At 35.7% G+C, this 17,735-nt stretch carries 20 protein-coding genes; 14 read left to right on the top strand and 6 right to left on the bottom strand.

Features of this window, described 5'->3' with window-relative positions; genetic code table 11:
* Positions 1–146: 146 nt before the first annotated feature.
* A complete protein-coding gene (locus tag YWA_RS0112030) occupies positions 147–593 on the bottom strand; it encodes a hypothetical protein (protein ID WP_022828764.1) in 447 nt (148 codons plus the stop codon).
* Positions 594–846: 253 nt separating this feature from the next.
* Here YWA_RS0112030 and YWA_RS0112025 point away from each other — a divergent pair, with 253 nt between their 5' ends.
* Complete coding sequence (locus YWA_RS0112025) at positions 847–1,257, top strand: OsmC family peroxiredoxin (RefSeq protein WP_022828763.1); 411 nt, start codon at positions 847–849, stop codon at positions 1,255–1,257.
* A gap of 173 nt (positions 1,258–1,430) precedes the next feature.
* A complete protein-coding gene (gene rocD, locus YWA_RS0112020; protein WP_022828762.1) occupies positions 1,431–2,711 on the top strand; it encodes an ornithine--oxo-acid transaminase in 1,281 nt (426 codons plus the stop codon).
* A gap of 82 nt (positions 2,712–2,793) precedes the next feature.
* Here the strand turns inward: rocD and YWA_RS0112015 are convergent, their stop codons facing one another.
* Together YWA_RS0112015 and YWA_RS0112010 are read right to left on the bottom strand one after the other, a co-directional pair.
* The gene (locus YWA_RS0112015; RefSeq protein ID WP_022828761.1) at positions 2,794–3,123 is read right to left on the bottom strand and encodes a CCC motif membrane protein; all 330 of its coding nucleotides are present in this window, start codon (positions 3,121–3,123) and stop codon (positions 2,794–2,796) included.
* A 17-nt stretch (positions 3,124–3,140) separates the two neighbouring features.
* Positions 3,141–3,425: a DUF2752 domain-containing protein gene (locus YWA_RS0112010; protein WP_022828760.1), complete on the bottom strand. Its 285-nt coding sequence runs from the start codon at positions 3,423–3,425 to the stop codon at positions 3,141–3,143.
* A gap of 153 nt (positions 3,426–3,578) precedes the next feature.
* Here YWA_RS0112010 and YWA_RS0112005 point away from each other — a divergent pair, with 153 nt between their 5' ends.
* Positions 3,579–3,767, top strand: a complete 189-nt coding sequence (locus YWA_RS0112005; protein WP_026718782.1) for a hypothetical protein — start codon at positions 3,579–3,581, stop codon at positions 3,765–3,767.
* Positions 3,757–4,302 carry a Smr/MutS family protein gene (locus tag YWA_RS0112000; protein ID WP_022828758.1) on the top strand — a complete coding sequence of 182 codons (546 nt, stop codon included), beginning with the start codon at positions 3,757–3,759 and terminating at the stop codon, positions 4,300–4,302. The genes YWA_RS0112005 and YWA_RS0112000 overlap by 11 nt, the downstream gene beginning before the upstream one ends.
* Positions 4,303–4,395: 93 nt before the next feature.
* Here the strand turns inward: YWA_RS0112000 and YWA_RS0111995 are convergent, their stop codons facing one another.
* A complete protein-coding gene (locus YWA_RS0111995; RefSeq protein WP_022828757.1) occupies positions 4,396–5,388 on the bottom strand; it encodes a hypothetical protein in 993 nt (330 codons plus the stop codon).
* 99 nt (positions 5,389–5,487) lie between these two features.
* On the opposite strand from YWA_RS0111995, the gene YWA_RS0111990 reads away from it, so the two are divergent.
* The 4 genes from YWA_RS0111990 (at position 5,488) to YWA_RS0111975 (ending at position 7,755) form a co-directional block, all read left to right on the top strand.
* Entirely contained in the window at positions 5,488–6,615 is a 1,128-nt protein-coding gene (locus YWA_RS0111990) for a cysteine desulfurase family protein (protein ID WP_022828756.1), read from the top strand.
* A 17-nt stretch (positions 6,616–6,632) separates the two neighbouring features.
* Positions 6,633–7,046 (top strand): Holliday junction resolvase RuvX, encoded by a 414-nt coding sequence (ruvX, locus tag YWA_RS0111985; protein WP_022828755.1) that lies wholly within the window; start codon positions 6,633–6,635, stop codon positions 7,044–7,046.
* A 68-nt stretch (positions 7,047–7,114) separates the two neighbouring features.
* Positions 7,115–7,450, top strand: coding sequence for a type II toxin-antitoxin system RelE/ParE family toxin (locus YWA_RS0111980; RefSeq protein WP_022828754.1), 336 nt, complete (start codon positions 7,115–7,117; stop codon positions 7,448–7,450).
* Between the two features lie 5 nt (positions 7,451–7,455).
* Positions 7,456–7,755, top strand: a complete 300-nt coding sequence (locus YWA_RS0111975) for a helix-turn-helix domain-containing protein (RefSeq protein WP_022828753.1) — start codon at positions 7,456–7,458, stop codon at positions 7,753–7,755.
* Between the two features lie 30 nt (positions 7,756–7,785).
* Here the strand turns inward: YWA_RS0111975 and YWA_RS0111970 are convergent, their stop codons facing one another.
* Positions 7,786–9,999: an FUSC family protein gene (locus tag YWA_RS0111970; RefSeq protein WP_022828752.1), complete on the bottom strand. Its 2,214-nt coding sequence runs from the start codon at positions 9,997–9,999 to the stop codon at positions 7,786–7,788.
* A 175-nt stretch (positions 10,000–10,174) separates the two neighbouring features.
* On the opposite strand from YWA_RS0111970, the gene def reads away from it, so the two are divergent.
* The 3 genes from def to mazG all read left to right on the top strand — a co-directional run bounded on the left by def (position 10,175) and on the right by mazG (position 12,109).
* Positions 10,175–10,765, top strand: coding sequence for a peptide deformylase (gene def / locus YWA_RS0111965; protein ID WP_022828751.1), 591 nt, complete (start codon positions 10,175–10,177; stop codon positions 10,763–10,765).
* 48 nt (positions 10,766–10,813) lie between these two features.
* Positions 10,814–11,257, top strand: coding sequence for a DUF5606 family protein (locus YWA_RS0111960; RefSeq protein WP_022828750.1), 444 nt, complete (start codon positions 10,814–10,816; stop codon positions 11,255–11,257).
* 78 nt (positions 11,258–11,335) lie between these two features.
* Positions 11,336–12,109 (top strand): nucleoside triphosphate pyrophosphohydrolase, encoded by a 774-nt coding sequence (gene mazG, locus YWA_RS0111955; protein WP_022828749.1) that lies wholly within the window; start codon positions 11,336–11,338, stop codon positions 12,107–12,109.
* A 1-nt stretch (position 12,110) separates the two neighbouring features.
* On the opposite strand, the gene YWA_RS0111950 is transcribed toward mazG, so the two are convergent.
* Complete coding sequence (locus YWA_RS0111950) at positions 12,111–12,791, bottom strand: Crp/Fnr family transcriptional regulator (RefSeq protein WP_022828748.1); 681 nt, start codon at positions 12,789–12,791, stop codon at positions 12,111–12,113.
* A 104-nt stretch (positions 12,792–12,895) separates the two neighbouring features.
* On the opposite strand from YWA_RS0111950, the gene YWA_RS0111945 reads away from it, so the two are divergent.
* The 3 genes from YWA_RS0111945 (at position 12,896) to ccoN (ending at position 17,733) form a co-directional block, all read left to right on the top strand.
* Positions 12,896–15,280 carry a heavy metal translocating P-type ATPase metal-binding domain-containing protein gene (locus YWA_RS0111945; protein WP_022828747.1) on the top strand — a complete coding sequence of 795 codons (2,385 nt, stop codon included), beginning with the start codon at positions 12,896–12,898 and terminating at the stop codon, positions 15,278–15,280.
* 73 nt (positions 15,281–15,353) lie between these two features.
* The gene (gene ccoS, locus YWA_RS0111940; RefSeq protein ID WP_022828746.1) at positions 15,354–15,542 is read left to right on the top strand and encodes a cbb3-type cytochrome oxidase assembly protein CcoS; all 189 of its coding nucleotides are present in this window, start codon (positions 15,354–15,356) and stop codon (positions 15,540–15,542) included.
* Position 15,543: 1 nt separating this feature from the next.
* Positions 15,544–17,733, top strand: coding sequence for a cytochrome-c oxidase, cbb3-type subunit I (gene ccoN / locus YWA_RS0111935; RefSeq protein ID WP_022828745.1), 2,190 nt, complete (start codon positions 15,544–15,546; stop codon positions 17,731–17,733).
* The last annotated feature ends 2 nt before the right edge of the window (positions 17,734–17,735 follow it).

Here is a 17,735-nt window from a genome sequence, read left to right as displayed (position 1 = left end):
TTCGCCTGTTTTTATCCAAACGGATCTATTCCATAACTTTTACAACTAAATATTTGTAAAAATATGTGGAGCGAACATTGCCCAATTACGAAATAAATTTAGTTTCTGCAGTCGGTTGTACTTGAATCACAATAGCAAGCTATATCTTAAATTTGGATTAGACCACTTTGGTATTGAACCTCTCCGGTTAATTTATACAATTCTGTGGAAAATCGTTTAAAATTCCGCTTGTTTTTCCCCCAATCATACAATTGGGTAGGAAATGCACAGATGGATTTGAATTCAATTTCTGTATGCAATCCCGCTGGTTTTAATTTAACTTCTATCAGTTCAGACCACGACCACATAGAAAATCCTGTGGATGCGGAAAATTTGTGGTTGACATCGTCAAATCGTACGTTTTTAAAATTTGTACGAATCAGTGCCTCTTCTATTGCTGTTCTAGCATCTTCAAAACCAGTATTAACGAGTAATTTTGTCTTGAATTTACTCGTCACGGCATCCGGATTTCCACTAATTTTCTTATATAAAAATACAAATACGATGATCAGAAGTAGGATAATCCATACTAAATTTGAAAAAATTGTTTGCATACCAATGATTTAATAGTTGTTCTTTTCGCAGGACATTTGTTTTCTACTCAATCAAATATAACTCTTTTTTTTCCGTTGTTGTATTTTTCGTGTCCTTTGAAGTATAAAAAAGTACTTGAATCAAATCTTCTGAAGATTGAGACGCATTTTGGACCTTTAAAAAGCAATTTTAGATGTTAAACTTGCTATAATCCACTTTTTTTGAGCGGTTCAAAACAGTAACTTTGAGTCAATCAATAAAAAAAAAACTATTATGAAAAGAAATGCAACAGCCGTATGGAAAGGCACACTCAAAGAAGGAAATGGAGTTTTAACTACAGATAGCAAGGTATTACAGGATACGCAATATTCATTCAGCACTCGTTTTGAAGACGGTATCGGAACAAATCCCGAAGAACTTATCGCGGCAGCACATTCAGGTTGCTTTACGATGCAATTATCGGCTTACATTACGCAAGCGGGATTTGAAATTGAGAGTTTAGAAACAGAATGTTCCATTGACTTTCAAGACAAATCAGTGGTAGGGTCGCACTTAACCGTAAAAGGAAAAGTAAAAGACATTTCGAAAGAGGAATTTCAAAAGTGGGTAACGGAAGCTGAAACTACGTGTCCGATTTCACGATTATTAGATACTAAAATTACCTCAGAAGCGACACTTTTATAAAGTACGCTCTTCAAATTTAAAAATGGCATTGTGTTTTAAAGAGACACAATGCCATTTTTATAGGTAGTACATTCGCATAAAATCGTGAAATTTTCACTAAATTTGGCACAAATAAGGATGATTTCTCTCCCATAAGTAGGAATAAAGGCATATTAAGAAAAAAATAGAATCAGATGGAAGTTTTGGACAATCGCACTTCGCAAGAAATTATCAATTTAGAAAACAAGTATGGCGCTCACAATTATCACCCACTTCCTGTGGTGTTGAGTAAAGGGGAAGGCGTTTATGTATGGGACGTAGAGGGTAAGAAATACTACGATTTTTTATCTGCTTATTCTGCCGTAAATCAAGGACATTGCCATCCAAAAATTGTTGGAGCCATGACCAAACAGGCGGAAACGCTGACACTTACTTCTCGTGCTTTTTTCAACGACCAATTGGGACCTTACGAAGAATATTTGACAAAATACTTTGGTTATGATAAAGTACTTCCGATGAATACGGGTGCTGAAGCAGTGGAAACGGCTTTAAAAATCTGTCGTAAATGGGCTTACGAAGTGAAAGGCATTCCTGAAAATCAAGCGGTGATTATTGTGGCTGATGGAAATTTCCACGGACGTACCACCACGATTATTTCCTTTTCAAACGATCAAAACGCACGTAAAAACTTTGGTCCTTACACAGAAGGATTCATCGCAATTCCGTACGACAACATCGATGCTTTAGAAGAAGTATTGAAAAATAATTCAAATGTAGCAGGTTATTTAGTGGAACCTATTCAAGGGGAAGCGGGTGTTTATACGCCAAGTGACGACTACATGATGCAGGTTAAAAATTTATGCAACAAGTACAATGTACTTTTTCTTGCGGATGAAATTCAAACAGGAATTGCAAGAACAGGTTCGCTTTTAGCGGTTTGTGGAAATTGTGATTGTGAGAATGCTTGTGAACGTCAAGAAACCTATGCACGACCTGACATGCTGATTTTAGGAAAAGCGATTTCTGGCGGTGTATATCCGGTTTCGGCTGTTTTAGCAGATAATGCAATTATGAATGTGATTAAACCCGGACAACACGGATCTACATTTGGTGGAAATCCCGTTGCTGCTGCAGTAGCCATGGCTGCTTTAGATGTAACGAATGATGAAAACTTAGCGCAAAATGCACGCCGTTTAGGGAAAATTTTCCGTGAAAAAATGCAAGAATACATCAATACGTCTTCTATTGCTACTTTGGTACGTGGAAAAGGATTGTTGAACGCCGTTGTAATAAACGATTCAGAGGACAGCGATACCGCTTGGAACATTTGCATGCGATTGAGAGACAACGGTCTTTTGGCTAAGCCAACACACGGTAACATCATTCGTTTTGCACCACCCTTAGTAATGAACGAAGAACAATTGTTAGATTGTACGCGAATTATTATTGACACCTTAAAAGAATTTGAAAAATAAGGAGGCGTCGTACAACAAACTATAAAATAGAAAATCCGCTTTACAACTTGTAAAGCGGATTTTTTTTATGAAAATCTAACGATTACATTCCTTGTAATTCTCTCATTTTTTCCTGCATTAAAACTGGATCTTGCAAAACAGCCCAACCAAAAAATGCAATAAAAGCAATCGCAGTAATGATTGAAATAATATTAAGAATTAAACCAATAATTGCTAAGAGACGACCTGTTTTTAGATTGCCGTAATTGTCGTAAGCATCGGGATTGATCGCGTAAAGTGCCATGTCTTTTTTAGCCATCACTAAAGCGACAATACTGAATACAATTCCAACAGCATAAAAACAACAGCCGATAATTGATAAAATTCCGAGTACGAGAACAGCGGTTGCATTGGGTAATTTTTGTTTTTCCATAAGTAATTTAGGTTGGGTTAATAATGGGTTAATTTATAAAAATAAGCAATAAGCATTATTGCAGCATTCAAAATGGCGAAAGGAATGATGAGTTTAGAGTAACTCCGACTCTTGTCTACAAAATGCAATCCGATGAAAAAAAACAGCAATAGTGTTGTGTAAATTGCCGGAAACATCCGAAATGCCTCCGTGAAGTCTCCATGTAAAAGCAAAGACAAAGCACGTTGCATTCCGCAACCGGGACAATCTAAACCAAATAGTTTCTTGCTCAAGCAAGGAATCATAAAGTCTTCTAAACTCACTTTCGTTTCTTTTACTGCAATTTTACAAAATATTTGTAAACTTTCGTTTTTTTACGGGTTATTATTTTTAAGTTAATTACTTTTGAAGCATAAATGTATAATAAAATTCAATTTTTCGCCAAAAGTACAAGGCGAGAATTTTCACTGTATGCTATGAAGAAATTATTAATTCCCGCTGTAATTGTAGCCGCAATCGTTTTGTTGTATGAACAAAGCCAAGCGGTCCCTAACGTTTATATAAGTGCCGGCTCAATCGTGGTTTTTATGTTTTTGTTGTACAAACTAAACGCCCGAATTCCGCATAAAAACAACAATAATAAAGACACAGACGATGTTCAATAAAGGAGATAAAGTGACCGTGCTGGACGATGCTATGGATGGAACCGTTACCGCTACAAATGGCGATCAAATTACGGTATTGACTACAGATGGATTTGAATTAAACTTTTCGAGCAAGGAATTACTCAAAATGAGCGGCGACGAATTAAAAATGGGTTTTGCAAGTCAAAATATTTCTCAAGTTTTGAAAGACAAAGAAGAACCAAAAGCACGCTCTTTTGTCAAGGAAAAAAAATCTAAAAAAGAAATTCCTGTTCCTGAATTCGACTTGCACATTGAGAAGTTGGTCAAAAACTTTAGAGGTATGAATAATTACGACATTCTTACTTTGCAAACCGATACGGCAAAACGCCATATTGAATTTGCCATCACCAACCGAATTCCTAAAATTGTTTTTATCCATGGAGTAGGTGAAGGTATTCTGAAAGCAGAACTTGACTTTTTATTGGGTCGTTACGATCAAATTTCTTTTAAAGACGGTAATTATCAAAAATACGGTTCTGGAGCGACCGAAGTCTATTTTAAGCAAAACGCTTAGTTCGCTTCATTAAACAATAAAAATAAAGCCATTAAGAAAATGTGATTTCTTAATGGCTTTATTTTTTAAAACTAGTTTAGGATGCTGCGGTTTCTAATTCGTTGGAATGTTGATTTCTCCAAAGATGAATTCATTACCCATTTGTACTTTTAGACTTCCTTTAGTCAAACGTACGTTTTTCAATACAATCTTGTGTTTAAATCCGTTGTCAGACGCTAAAGAAGTAACTTCAATAATTCCACTTTGATTTTCAATACCATTTTCAGCACGATATGCGTCCGTTATTGGCGGCGTGTCTGGAGTAGGAACCGTACAGAAATAGTCGTTTGTTAAAAAAGCAATCGTCGTATCAAAAAAGAAATGAGTCAACTTGGTGTCTGTTGAAATTAACCGTGTTTTTGGACCTGCTTCTCCTGAAAATAAAAATGCAGCATCTTCCGGTTTTAAATCTAAAACCAATGCTTGAGTTGGGTCATACTTAAATAAAAACGTGTTGTCATTTTCACAAGAAAATAAACTTGTTAATCCTGCGAAATTAGTAAACGGAATGGCGTTGGTCTCATAAATCACTTGACTGAACGCTTCATTTATTTGATTGGTGTTGTCGCCTAAATTAAATTTTAAATCGGTAAATACAAGTGCATGCGAATAAGCGATGATTTTGGTGGCTCCATTTGCATCTGGCTCGCTTTTTATGGCAGTGGTGGTAATTGTGATTTTTCCTTCTGAAGCTTCACGTTCTTCAACGACCGTAGGATTTGAAACTGGTACTGCGGAACACATCGTTTTTTCAGTGACTTTGCCTGAATATTCGCGATAAATCAAACGGATTGTCGTTCCGTTGATAGCTAATGGTAATGGCTGTGTTGTTAAATCAGCAGAAATCCGATTGGGGAAATTCGATTCTGGCAATTGAATAATCAGTGCCCGATTGTCTTGCATTTTGTAAATGAAAAACTTATCGGTGTCGGCATTACACGATTTTGCAATTGTGTCGTCAAATTCAAACGATACTTGTGTCAAATCGCCGTCGTCGCAACTTGAAAACACCACTGTAAAAAGTAAAAAAGCTAAAAATCGTTTCATTCGTATCTATTATTTCAAGCAAAAATAAACAAAAAATATACAAATAAGATTGTCCAGACGGTAATCCCTTGTTAAAGGTAAAATTTATAACTTTGCAACATGGAAAAAATATATTTGGACAATGCCGCAACTACGGCTTTACGTCCAGAAGTTATAGCTGAAATGGTTTCTGTTTTACAAAATGAGTACGGAAATCCATCGTCGTCACACAGCTTTGGAAGAACTGCTAAAAGCAAATTAGAACTTGCGCGAAAGACCATTGCGCAATTGCTTAATGTTTCGGCTCAAGAAATTATATTTACATCAGGTGCCACGGAAGCGAACAATTGGATTTTGCAAAATGCAATTACGAATTTGAAAGTCAAGCGAGTTATTACTTCTAAAATTGAGCACCATGCCGTTTTGCATGCCGTTGAATTTTTGCAAAAAGAGCACAACATTCAAGTTGATTTCGTCAAAATTAAAAAAGATGGAACGGTTGATATCAATCATTTGATGGAATTATTGAGTCAAGAAATAACGACTTTAGTTTCACTAATGCACGTGAATAACGAAATAGGAACGGTTTTAGATTTAGAAGAAATCGCAAAGATTTGCAAGCAGCACGGGGTCTGTTTTCATTCAGACACGGTTCAATCTGTTGGTAAAATGGAATTAGATTTGCAGAAAATCCCCGTTGATTTTATGGTAGCAAGTGCCCATAAATTTCACGGACCAAAAGGAATTGGTTTTGCTTTTATTAGAAAAGGACTACCTGTTCATTCGATTTTTCATGGTGGTGAACAAGAAAAAGGAATTCGTCCCGGAACGGAATCCTTGCATAATATCGTAGGAATGGCCAAAGCGTTGCAGTTGTCTTTTGAACATTTGAACGCCGATCGAACGCATATTCAAGATTTGAAAAAGTACACAATTGAACAGTTTCAACACCATTTTCCTGATGTTGCTTTCAACGGAACTACAGAAAATACGTTGTATACGATTTTAAGTATTCGACTTCCTATTGACGATTCAAAAAGTGGAATGCTATTGTTTAGTTTAGACATGAAAGGAATTGCTGTTTCTCGCGGAAGTGCTTGTCAGTCGGGTAGTGCAAGACCATCACATGTTTTAGCGGAATTTTTAAATCAAGAAGAAGTGTTGCACCCTTCGATTCGGGTTTCGTTCAGTCATTTATCAACAAAAAAAGAAATTGATACTTTAATAACAGCTTTGCTTGCCGTATAAATTTAACTCAAGATAATATGCCACGAATTCTCGCTATTGATTACGGATTAAAACGCACCGGAATTGCGGTTACGGACGAAATGCAACTGATTGCTTCTGGATTAACGACGGTAGAATCGCCGACCTTGATTTTATTTTTGAAAACCTATTTTAGCAAAGAAAAGGTAGAGAAAGTACTCATCGGCGAACCCAAACAAATGAATGGTTTGCCGTCAGAAAGTGCTCCATTGATTGAGAAATTTGTCTTGGAATTTATCAAAAATTTTCCTGAAATGATGTTAGTTCGTGTGGACGAACGGTTTACTTCAAAAATGGCGTTTCAGTCCATGATTGACAGTGGCTTAAAGAAAAAGCAGCGGCAGAATAAAGCATTGATTGATGAGATCTCGGCTACGATTATGTTGCAAGATTATTTGGGGAGAAAATTTTAGTATATTTTATTCAAAAAAAAAAGATATAAAAACTAGCTTATTGTTATCTTTTGAGATAACTTTGAAGAATGAATAGAGAAATTATCTTCTATGAAAATTATTTTATTGATTTCTACCAATTACAGCATCAGAATGTAAAAGGTAAGATTCAATATGTTTTCGAGCTGATCAAACAAGTTGAGCGTGTTCCTGAAAAATTCTTAAAACATTTAACAGGAAATGAAGGTCTTTATGAAATACGTGTGAAGTGTCAATCAAATATTTATCGGATATTCTGCTGTTTTGATGACGGGAAATTGATCGTTCTTTTTAATGCCTTTCAGAAAAAGACAGAAAAAACGCCCAAGAATGAAATTCATAAAGCGGAACTATTAATGAAGGAGTACTTTAATAATAAAATATAATTAGTATGAATACATATAAAGATATTACCAATTTTGATCAATTAATTGAATTAGAACATGGGAAAATAGGTACAGAAAGTAGAATTAAATACGAAGAAAGTGCACAAATGTTTATTGTGAGTCAAATGCTAAAATCTGCACGAAAAGAAGCAAATTTAACGCAAGAACAACTTGCTGATAAGGCGGGAACAAAAAAAAGTTATATTTCAAAACTTGAGAATGGTAAGGGTAACATTCAACTTTCAACCTTAATTAGAATTTTTGAACAAGGCTTGAATAGAAAAGTAGGATTGACTTTTTTATAACTTAAAAACTTCAAATTACATATTATCTAATTAATCCGTCACCACCAATTTCTGCGAAGCTTTCAAAATACTTTCTGAAAGATTACTCAACCAAATTAGTTGTTCAATAACCAACTGTGCTTCTTGCATTTTCAACTGAAATTCTTCTTCTGTAGCACTATTTTCGCGGATTTCCTTTGAACGAATGTTTTTAAGTTCAATAAAACGAACTTCCAAATCAATCTTTTTATACGGTTGCATCGGCTTTTTTGCGGAAGCGTTCAAAACATCCATTGCGGCATTTAAATTTTTTAAAACCGTATCAACAACTACGTTAAATGCTTCGGATGCCTTGGTTGTTTTATGGGTTTGAATGTACGTTCCCAACGAAGCAGAGGAAGATACCAATGAATAATTTAATTCAACTAGTTTATACAATTGTGGCAATTGCTTTTGCTTTGATTTTGGTTCTTGCGTCATCCGTTGAAAGGAATTCATCAAGTTTCCTATTTCAATAAAAGCAAACTTTCGGGCAATTTTATAAGAAGTCGTCACTTCGCCTTTTTCGTTGTAAAATAGCGATATTTCTTTTAGATAATGGTAATTCGCTTTAATCGACTTTTTTAGAAAAACCCGTACGTTTAAAAATTCCCATGAAGGCCACAAGATGTAATTTGCCGTAAAGGCTAAAATTGCACCAACTAACGTATCCATTATTCTAAACTGAACCACGTCTCGCACATTTGGCGTTAACATCGCGTAGATGAAAACAACGTAAATGGTGACGAATGTAGCGCCAACTTTATAATTAGTCTGTGTAAAAGTGAATCCCAACAACATGGAAACGATTGCAAAACCACTGATAATATACGGATCTTGAACTACTGAAATGATTCCAAAAGCAATGAATCCGCCTAGTACGGTTCCGAAAATCCGCTCGTAGGACCGCTGTTTGGTCAGGCCATAACCTGGTCGTAAAATCACTACGATGGTTAGTAAAATCCAGTAGACTTTTTCGACTGAGATTAAATGTCCAATGACGATTCCAACCAATATAGTGAGTGTTAATCGCAAGGAATGTCTGAAAATAGTAGAAGAGAAACTCAAATTATTTTGTAGCGTACTCCACGGATAATAAAGCGGCGTCAAGAACTTTTCTAAATCCTTTTCAATTCGCTTTGTATCTTGTTTTTCAACTGGTTTTGTAAAGGCACGTTCTAATATTTTGACTTTTTCAATTTGCCGTTCTACGTAATCCCGCATGTTTGAAAGCATTAAAACGCCTTCGTGTCCTTCCACTCCGCCAACACTATTTTGATATTCTAAAATGGCATTTTCTAAAATTTCTAAATCATTAAAAAGTTGGTGTTTTGAAACGTACTTCTTATTGTCTTCAATGGAAATAGAAATACTTTTTAAAGTGAACGCTAAATTGTAAGCCAAGTTTTGATAATTTTTCAGTACTTGTGGATACGCACTAAATTGCTCGTTGAATTTTTGATGGTTGAAGGATGTGGACAATCCCAATTCCAAAATTTCCAGCAAAGAGTCAAAAACAATGAGCATTTTCCGGTTCTGATTTGAGCTTCCTGATGTAGACCGATTTCGAATTAAAATCTCACGCAAATTTTCGTGTGTTTCATTTAATTGTACTTGCAAAAGCAACTTTTCTTTGATAATGGACTCGCGGGAAGCTTCCGTGTCCCACAAATCTCCTCTTAATTTGAGATATTTAGAAGTTAAATTCAGACAGGCGGCGATTTGTAATTCAACATAACGATACGGTCTGATTTTATAAAAAATCAGCGAGACAAGTAGGTAGAATAATCCACCACCTATAATGTAACCACCATTGATGAATATGGAAACGCCTTGCTGAACATGACCTGTAGCCAATGCAATTGATAATAATCCGGAGAACGAAACCATTGTTGCTCTTTGACCATAAACGGAGATCATGGAAAGAAAAAACAGCGAAACTGCTAGAAAAGGGTAAAAAATATACGGATACGGATATAAGATGCTAACTAAAATAGCCGAAACTACAATGATCAAAATAGCTACTAAAATGCCGTTGATTTTATGTTTTAAGTTACTGGGAATGTCACTTGGATAAGTCAGAATCGCACCTAAAGCAAATGAAAATCCGACTTGAAATAAATCCAAATACGCAAATACAATAACGGGAATTACCGCAGCAACTGTAATTTTTAGTGCATTTGTAAAATTAGTTTGAGCGGTAAATTTTTGGACTGATTTAAACATGTTGTGCAAAGATATAATCTATGGCTGTTAAAGTTTTACAAAAATCGGAAATTAAATAGCTTCTATATTACGAAAAGGCTGTTATCTATTATCTTTTTTCACTATTTTTGCCGTCCAATATTAATAGCAAATCACTTTTTGAAAAGCTAAGATAGTATAAATTAATACGTTAAAAATGATTTTACCAATAATAGGATACGGCGATCCGGTACTGCGAAAAGTAGGAGTGGAGATTGATGCTAATGATCCTACCTTAAAGCAAACCATCGTTGATATGTACGAAACCATGTACAATGCACACGGTGTTGGACTTGCGGCACCTCAAGTAGGTTTGCCTATTCGTCTTTTTGTAATTGACACGACACCATTTAGCGACGACGAGGATTTAGAAGAGGAAGAGCAATTGCTTTTGAAAAATTTTAAACAAACGTTCATCAACGCAAAAATTCTAAAAGAAGAAGGCGAAGAATGGGGGTTTAATGAAGGTTGCTTGAGTATTCCAGAAGTACGTGAAGATGTGTACCGTCATGAAACGATTACGATTGAATATTTTGACGAAGATTTCAACAAAAAAACCGAAGTGTATGATGGTTTGATTGCTCGAGTAATTCAGCACGAATACGACCACATTGAAGGAATCTTATTTACGGATTTAATTTCTTCTTTGAAAAAACAATTGATTAAGAAAAAGCTTGCAAATATTATGGATGGGAAAACACGTCCCGACTATAAAATGAAATTTGCGTCTCCTAAAAAAGGAAGATAAAAACTTTTTCGTAGTACTAGAAAATTTATAACCACATATATTTAAAAAATGAAGTTAGATAAAATATTAGCGATCGCTGGAAAACCAGGATTATATTTGTTGCAAGTACAAACGCGTTCCGGATTTGTTGCCGAGTCATTAGTTGATGGAAAGAAAATCACGGTTGGATTAAGAGCCAATGTAAGTTTGCTTTCTGAAATTTCAATGTACACCAATACAGAAGAGAAACCTTTAGTAGAAGTGATGCGAAACATTGCAATTAAAGAAAACGAAGGTCCTTCCATTTCTCATAAAGAAGACAATGCGACTTTATTAGCGTACTTCGAAGAAATTTTGCCAGAATACGACAGAGACCGCGTGTATCCGTCAGATGTGAAAAAAGTAATCAACTGGTACAACATTTTGCAAGCCAAAGGAATGGTAAGCAAAGAGGTTCCTGTGAAGGAAGAAGTTGCAAAAGAAGAAGTTACCAAGGAAGAAGAAAAAAAGTAATTTTCTGAAGTATTATATTTTAATCCTGTTGGGAAGTTTTCCTGACAGGATTTCTTATTTTTACAAAAACCTTTTTATATGAATACTAGAGACCAACAACTGCAATCTTTCGGCAGATTACTAGATATTATGGATGATTTGCGTACCAAATGTCCGTGGGATATGAAGCAAACTATGCAATCTTTACGCCATTTGACGATCGAGGAAACCTACGAATTAGGTGATGCAATATTGGATAATGATTTGGAAGAAGTAAAAAAAGAGTTGGGCGACGTGTTGCTTCATATTGTATTTTATTCTAAAATAGGAAGTGAAAGTAAAACTTTTGACATCGCCGACGTTTGCAATGCAATTTGCGAAAAACTGATTCACCGTCATCCACATATTTACGGAGATGTAGTGGTGGAAGATGAAGCTGAGGTATTGCGAAACTGGGAAAAACTTAAATTAAAAGAAGGAAAGAAATCAGTTCTTGAAGGTGTTCCTAAAAGTTTACCGGCTTTGGTAAAAGCTTCTCGCATTCAAGATAAAGTAAAAGGTGTTGGTTTTGATTGGGAAGAACCCAAACAAGTTTGGGAGAAAGTTCAAGAAGAATTGCGAGAATTTCGTGATGAAATTGAAGCTGGTGACCAAGAAAATATGGAGGCTGAATTTGGCGACGTCTTATTTTCGATGATCAATTATGCTCGATTCTTGAAAATAAATCCTGAAGATGCTTTGGAACGGACCAATAAAAAATTCATCAAGCGCTTTCAGTATTTGGAAAGTAAAGCGGATGATTTAGGGAAATCATTATCTGATATGAGTCTTGCGGAAATGGATGTTTTTTGGGAGGAAGCGAAGAGGATGTAGGTTATTCAATAATCCTTTTCAACTTCACTTTATCTAAAATTGTAATCTTCTTTCCTTGAAGTTCAATTAAACCTGCTTTTTTAAATTCAGATAATAAACGAATACAGCTTTCGGTTGCGGTTCCAATGATGCTGGCGATTTCTTCTCTTGAAAGTTGTAATTTGAGTGATTTATCTTCAAAAACACCAAAATTATCTTCAAGGTAAATCAAGGTTTGAGCTAAACGTTCTTTTACGTTTTTCTGTGCAAGGTTTACTAAAGTATCATCTGCTTCTCTTAAATCGCCACAAACGGATTTCATCACGCTCATTGAAAAAGCATTATTGTTGTTGAAAAATCCTAAAATTTCACTTTTTGGAATAAAGCAAACTTCCATATCTTCTACAGCAATGGCACTTAAATTCGCAGGTTCATCACTAATTAGAGAACGTTGACCTAATAATTCACCTCTTTGTGTAAGTTTCACAATCTGGTCTTTTCCATTTGCACTCAATTTGGTCATTTTGCAAACGCCTTCTTTGATACAAAAAACGCCGTTGACATTTTCGCCTTCCACAAAAAGAGCTTCTCCTTTTTTAATAGTGGAAGCTGTTTTGCATTTTGACATACTGACAACTTCATCCTTGGTTAAAGTTTTCAAAGCGCTAAATTCTCTAACTATACATTGTTCACAATTACTCATCTCACACTGTTTAGTGACCTGCAAAATTACAAAATTATATGACAAATGTCATATATTAGCCCAACAAGTTATTAGAAATTTGCACCAGGTAAAAGAGTAAAGATATGGACACTTCGCAAAGTTGTTTCCATTGTGGGTTAGAGATTAAAAAGGCTGAATTAATTCAATTTGATAGTAAGAATTTCTGTTGTAAAGGGTGTCAAACCGTTTACGAAATTTTTAGTACCAATGATTTGGGTTGCTATTATGATTTCGAAAATTCCCCAGGAGCGACGCCATTGGACATTGATGGCAAATATGATTTTTTAGACAACGAAAAAATTCTCGAAAAACTTTTAGAATTTCACGAAGACAGTACTGCAGTGGTTTCATTGACGATTCCGCACATTCACTGTAGCTCGTGTATTTGGATTTTGGAAAACTTACAACGATTAGAATCCGGTATTCGAACTTCGATGGTTAATTTCAACGAAAAATCAGTTCGAATCACCTATAATACCGATGAGGTTACTTTAAAGAAAATTGTCAACTTGCTTAGTGCGATTGGATATGAACCTTATATTAGTTTAGAAAATTACGAAACAGGTGTTAAAAAAGAAGACCGAAGTTTAACCTATAAATTAGGTGTTGCTTTTTTCTGTTTTGGAAACATCATGTTGCTTTCGTTTCCTGAATATTTCGAGGCGAATGAGTTTTGGCTTGACCACTATAAAGAATTTTTCCGTTGGTTGGTATTTGCTTTGGCATTGCCTACATTTTTTTATTCTGGAAGTGGCTATTATGTTTCGGCTTATAAAAGTATTCGTTCTGGAATGTTGAATATTGATATTCCAATTGCTTTAGGAATTATCGTAATGTTCATCCGAAGTACTGTGGATATTATCATGGGTCACGGACAAGGATTTTTCGATAGTTTATCGGGATTGATTTTCTTTATGCTTTTAGGGAAAATGTTCCAAATCAAAACCTACAGTTTTTTAAGTTTTGAAAGGGATTTTAAATCCTATTTCCCCATTGCGGTTACAAAACTAAATGGTGCAGTTGAAGAAAACGTTCCTATTTATGACATCGTGAAAGGGGATAAGTTGCTAATTCGAAACCAAGAATTAATTCCTGTTGACGGTATTTTGCTATCTGCAGAAGCGACTTTGGATTACAGTTTTGTAACGGGTGAAGCAAATGCCATTGTAAAGAAATCTGGAGATAAAGTCTTCGCCGGCGGAAAGCAAATTGGCCAACTCATAGAAATGCAAGTTTTGGAAAGTGTTTCGCAAAGTTATTTAACGCAACTGTGGAGCAATGATGTTTTTCAGAAAAAAGTGAACCAGCACTTCAAAACCATTACCGATCAAATTAGTCATTATTTTACGCCAATTTTACTTTTAATAGCGTTTGGTGGATTTGGATATTGGATATTCTTTGATGTTGATACCGCTTTTAATGTTTTTACAGCGGTTTTAATTGTGGCTTGTCCTTGTGCTTTGGCATTGACAGCGCCATTTACATTTGGTAATATTCTGCGGATTTTAGGCAAGAAGAAAATCTACCTGAAAAACGCATTGGTCATCGAACAATTAGCAAAAGTGGATACTTTAGTTTTTGACAAAACGGGAACAATTACGACTACTGAAAAATCAACAATTGATTATCAGGGAATTGAACTTTCTGATATGCAAAAGCGTTTGATTAAAAACGGGTTAAGGGCTTCAAATCATCCTTTGAGTCGAATGCTTTATAATGAAATGCCTGACGATGCATTTTTGAAAATGGATTATTTTGAAGAGTTTGTAGGTAAAGGAATTGAAACGCATTTTGAAGGAAATAAAATCATTTTGGGTTCACCGGAATTCGTCGGAACTGTTCAATCGACTGCGATTGCTGAAACGAGTATTCATGCTTCGATAAACGGTCAATACTTAGGGAAATTTGTTTTCAAAAATGCGTATCGAGAAGGATTGTCTGAATTGTTTAAGGAGCTTTCGCAAAACTTCCAACTCAACGTTTTATCAGGCGACAACGATGGAGAACGAGTGTTTTTAGAGGAGTTTTTGCCGAAAGGCACCACGTTAATTTTTAATCAGAAACCAGAGCAGAAATTAGAATTCATCAGAAGTTTGCAGGAAAGTGGGCGAAATGTAATGATGGTGGGTGATGGACTGAACGACGCTGGTGCTTTGGCACAAAGTAACGTTGGAATTTCGATTTCAGAAAACGTAAATGTTTTTTCACCCGCTTGCGACGCGATTTTGGATGCATCCGAATTTCACAACATCGGCAAGTTCTTGAAGTTGTCGCACAAAGCGATTCGCACGATCAAAATGAGTTTCACTTTATCGTTACTTTACAATATTGTGGGTTTAAGTTTTGCTGTTACAGGAAATTTATTACCTTTAGTCGCTGCGATCATAATGCCTTTAAGTACGGTAACAATTGTGAGTTTTGTGACAATAATGAGCAACATATATGCTAAAAAATTGCATTTAAAATAAAAGGTCACGTATGATATTTATCATATAAATTAGAAATTGAGCAAAGTAATTTTGTCTCTCACAAATTAGAGGTATGAGTGTCATTTATTTATTAATATCCGCTAGTATTGTTATCGCTATTGTGTTTTTTATTGCATTTATTACGGCAGTAAAAAGTGGACAATTTGATGACGATTACACACCATCAGTCAGAATGCTTTTTGACGATGAATTAAAAACAAAACCAAAACAAATTAAAACAACCCCTGAAAAACAAGTGTAATATGGAGATGGAACAATTTTACTACGACAACAAAATTGTAAAGAAATTCATTTATGCTACTATCATCTTTGGAGTAGTAGGAATGAGTGTCGGGCTATTATTAGCCACAATGTATTTATTTCCTAATTTAACCGATGGAATTTCCTGGTTGAGTTACGGACGACTACGACCTTTACACACAAATGCAGTTATTTTTGCGTTTGTAGGAAATGCTTTTTTCGCCGGAATGTATTATTCCATGCAGCGATTATTGAAAGCAAGAATGTTCAGCGACTTTTTAAGTAATTTGCATTTCTGGGGATGGCAATTAGTAATTGTTGCTGCAGCAATTTCTTTGCCTTTAGGTTATACAAGTTCAAAGGAATATGCTGAATTAGAATGGCCGATAGACATTGCGATTGCATTGTTCTGGGTGGTTATGGGGATAAATATGATTGGAACGATGTTGAAACGTCGTGAGCGTCACTTATATGTAGCGATTTGGTTTTATCTTGCTACGTTTGTAACAGTTGCCGTTTTACACATTTTCAACAGTTTAGCTTTGCCAGTATCTTTTATGAAAAGTTATTCTGTTTACGCAGGAGTTCAAGATGCCTTGGTACAATGGTGGTACGGTCATAATGCGGTAGCTTTTTTCTTGACTACACCGTTCTTGGGATTGATGTATTACTTCGTTCCTAAAGCAGCAAATCGTCCTGTTTATTCGTATAGACTTTCTATTATTCACTTCTGGTCGTTGATTTTTATCTACATCTGGGCTGGACCTCACCACTTATTGTATTCTGCATTGCCTAACTGGGCTCAGAATTTGGGTGTTGTGTTCTCATTAATGTTACTAGCTCCATCTTGGGGAGGTATGATTAACGGATTATTGACATTGAGAGGTGTTTGGGATAAAGTACGTGAAGAGCCAGTATTGAAATTCTTCGTTGTAGCGATTACTGGTTACGGTATGGCTACGTTTGAAGGACCAATGTTGTCACTTAAAAACGTTAACGCAATTGCACACTTTACCGACTGGATCGTTGCACACGTTCACGTGGGAGCTTTAGCTTGGAACGGATTCATGGCATTCGGTATGATTTATTGGTTGGTTCCTAGAATGACAAAAGGAAAATTATTCTCTACGAAATTAGCCAACTTACACTTTTGGTTAGGGACTTTAGGGATTATATTATATGCGTTGCCAATGTACGTTGCAGGATTCTTGCAAGCATCTATGTGGAAACAATTTAATCCAGATGGAACATTAATGTACGGTAACTTCCTTGAAACGGTAACTCAGATCATGCCAATGTATTGGATGAGAATGTTTGGTGGAGTGCTGTATATTTCAGGAATGCTTATTTTAGTTTATAACATTTACAGAACACTTCGTGCGAATGATCCTATTGAAGATGATTTTGCAGAAGCACCTGCTTTAGTGGCAATAAGTAAAGGAAGATTAAAAGGTGAGAAATTCCACCCTTGGTTGGAACGTAAGCCTATTCAGTTGACAATTTTGGCTACAATTGCTATTTTAATTGGAGGAATTATTCAGATTGTACCTACTTTAATGGTAAAATCGAATATCCCAACAATTGCAGCAGTTAAGCCTTACACACCACTGGAATTACAAGGTCGTGATATTTACATCCGTGAAGGTTGTGTGGGATGTCACTCGCAACAAGTACGTCCTTTTAGAAGTGAAGTAGAACGTTACGGACCACAATCTAAGGCAGGAGAATATGTATACGATCACCCATTCCTTTGGGGTTCTAAACGTACCGGTCCAGATTTAATGCGTGTGGGTCAGAAATACAACGACAACTGGCACTTTAACCACATGTGGGATCCACAGAGTACTTCGGCAGGTTCAATCATGCCAGGTTATAAATGGTTGTTTGACAATGAGCCTTTAGATAATTCTACGATCCAGAAAAAAATGGAAGTGATGCAAACTTTAGGTGTTCCTTATACAGATGCTGAAGTTAAAAATGCAATGGCAATTATCGCTAAGCAAGCAAAAGGAATTGAAGCTAACTTACATGGAGACCCTGACTTTGTAAAAAGTTACGAAAACAGCAAGAAAGTAGCTGCGGCAAAAGGAGAAAAATTTGTACCAATGAGCGATCGTGAAATCGTAGCAGTTATTGCTTACTTACAACGTTTAGGTACAGATATTAAGGTAAAAGATAACGCTAAAAAATAAAG

It is taken from the genome of Flavobacterium antarcticum DSM 19726, assembly GCF_000419685.1.
In the GTDB taxonomy this organism is placed as follows: domain Bacteria; phylum Bacteroidota; class Bacteroidia; order Flavobacteriales; family Flavobacteriaceae; genus Flavobacterium; species Flavobacterium antarcticum.
This window is presented reverse-complemented; position numbering and strand designations above follow the sequence as displayed.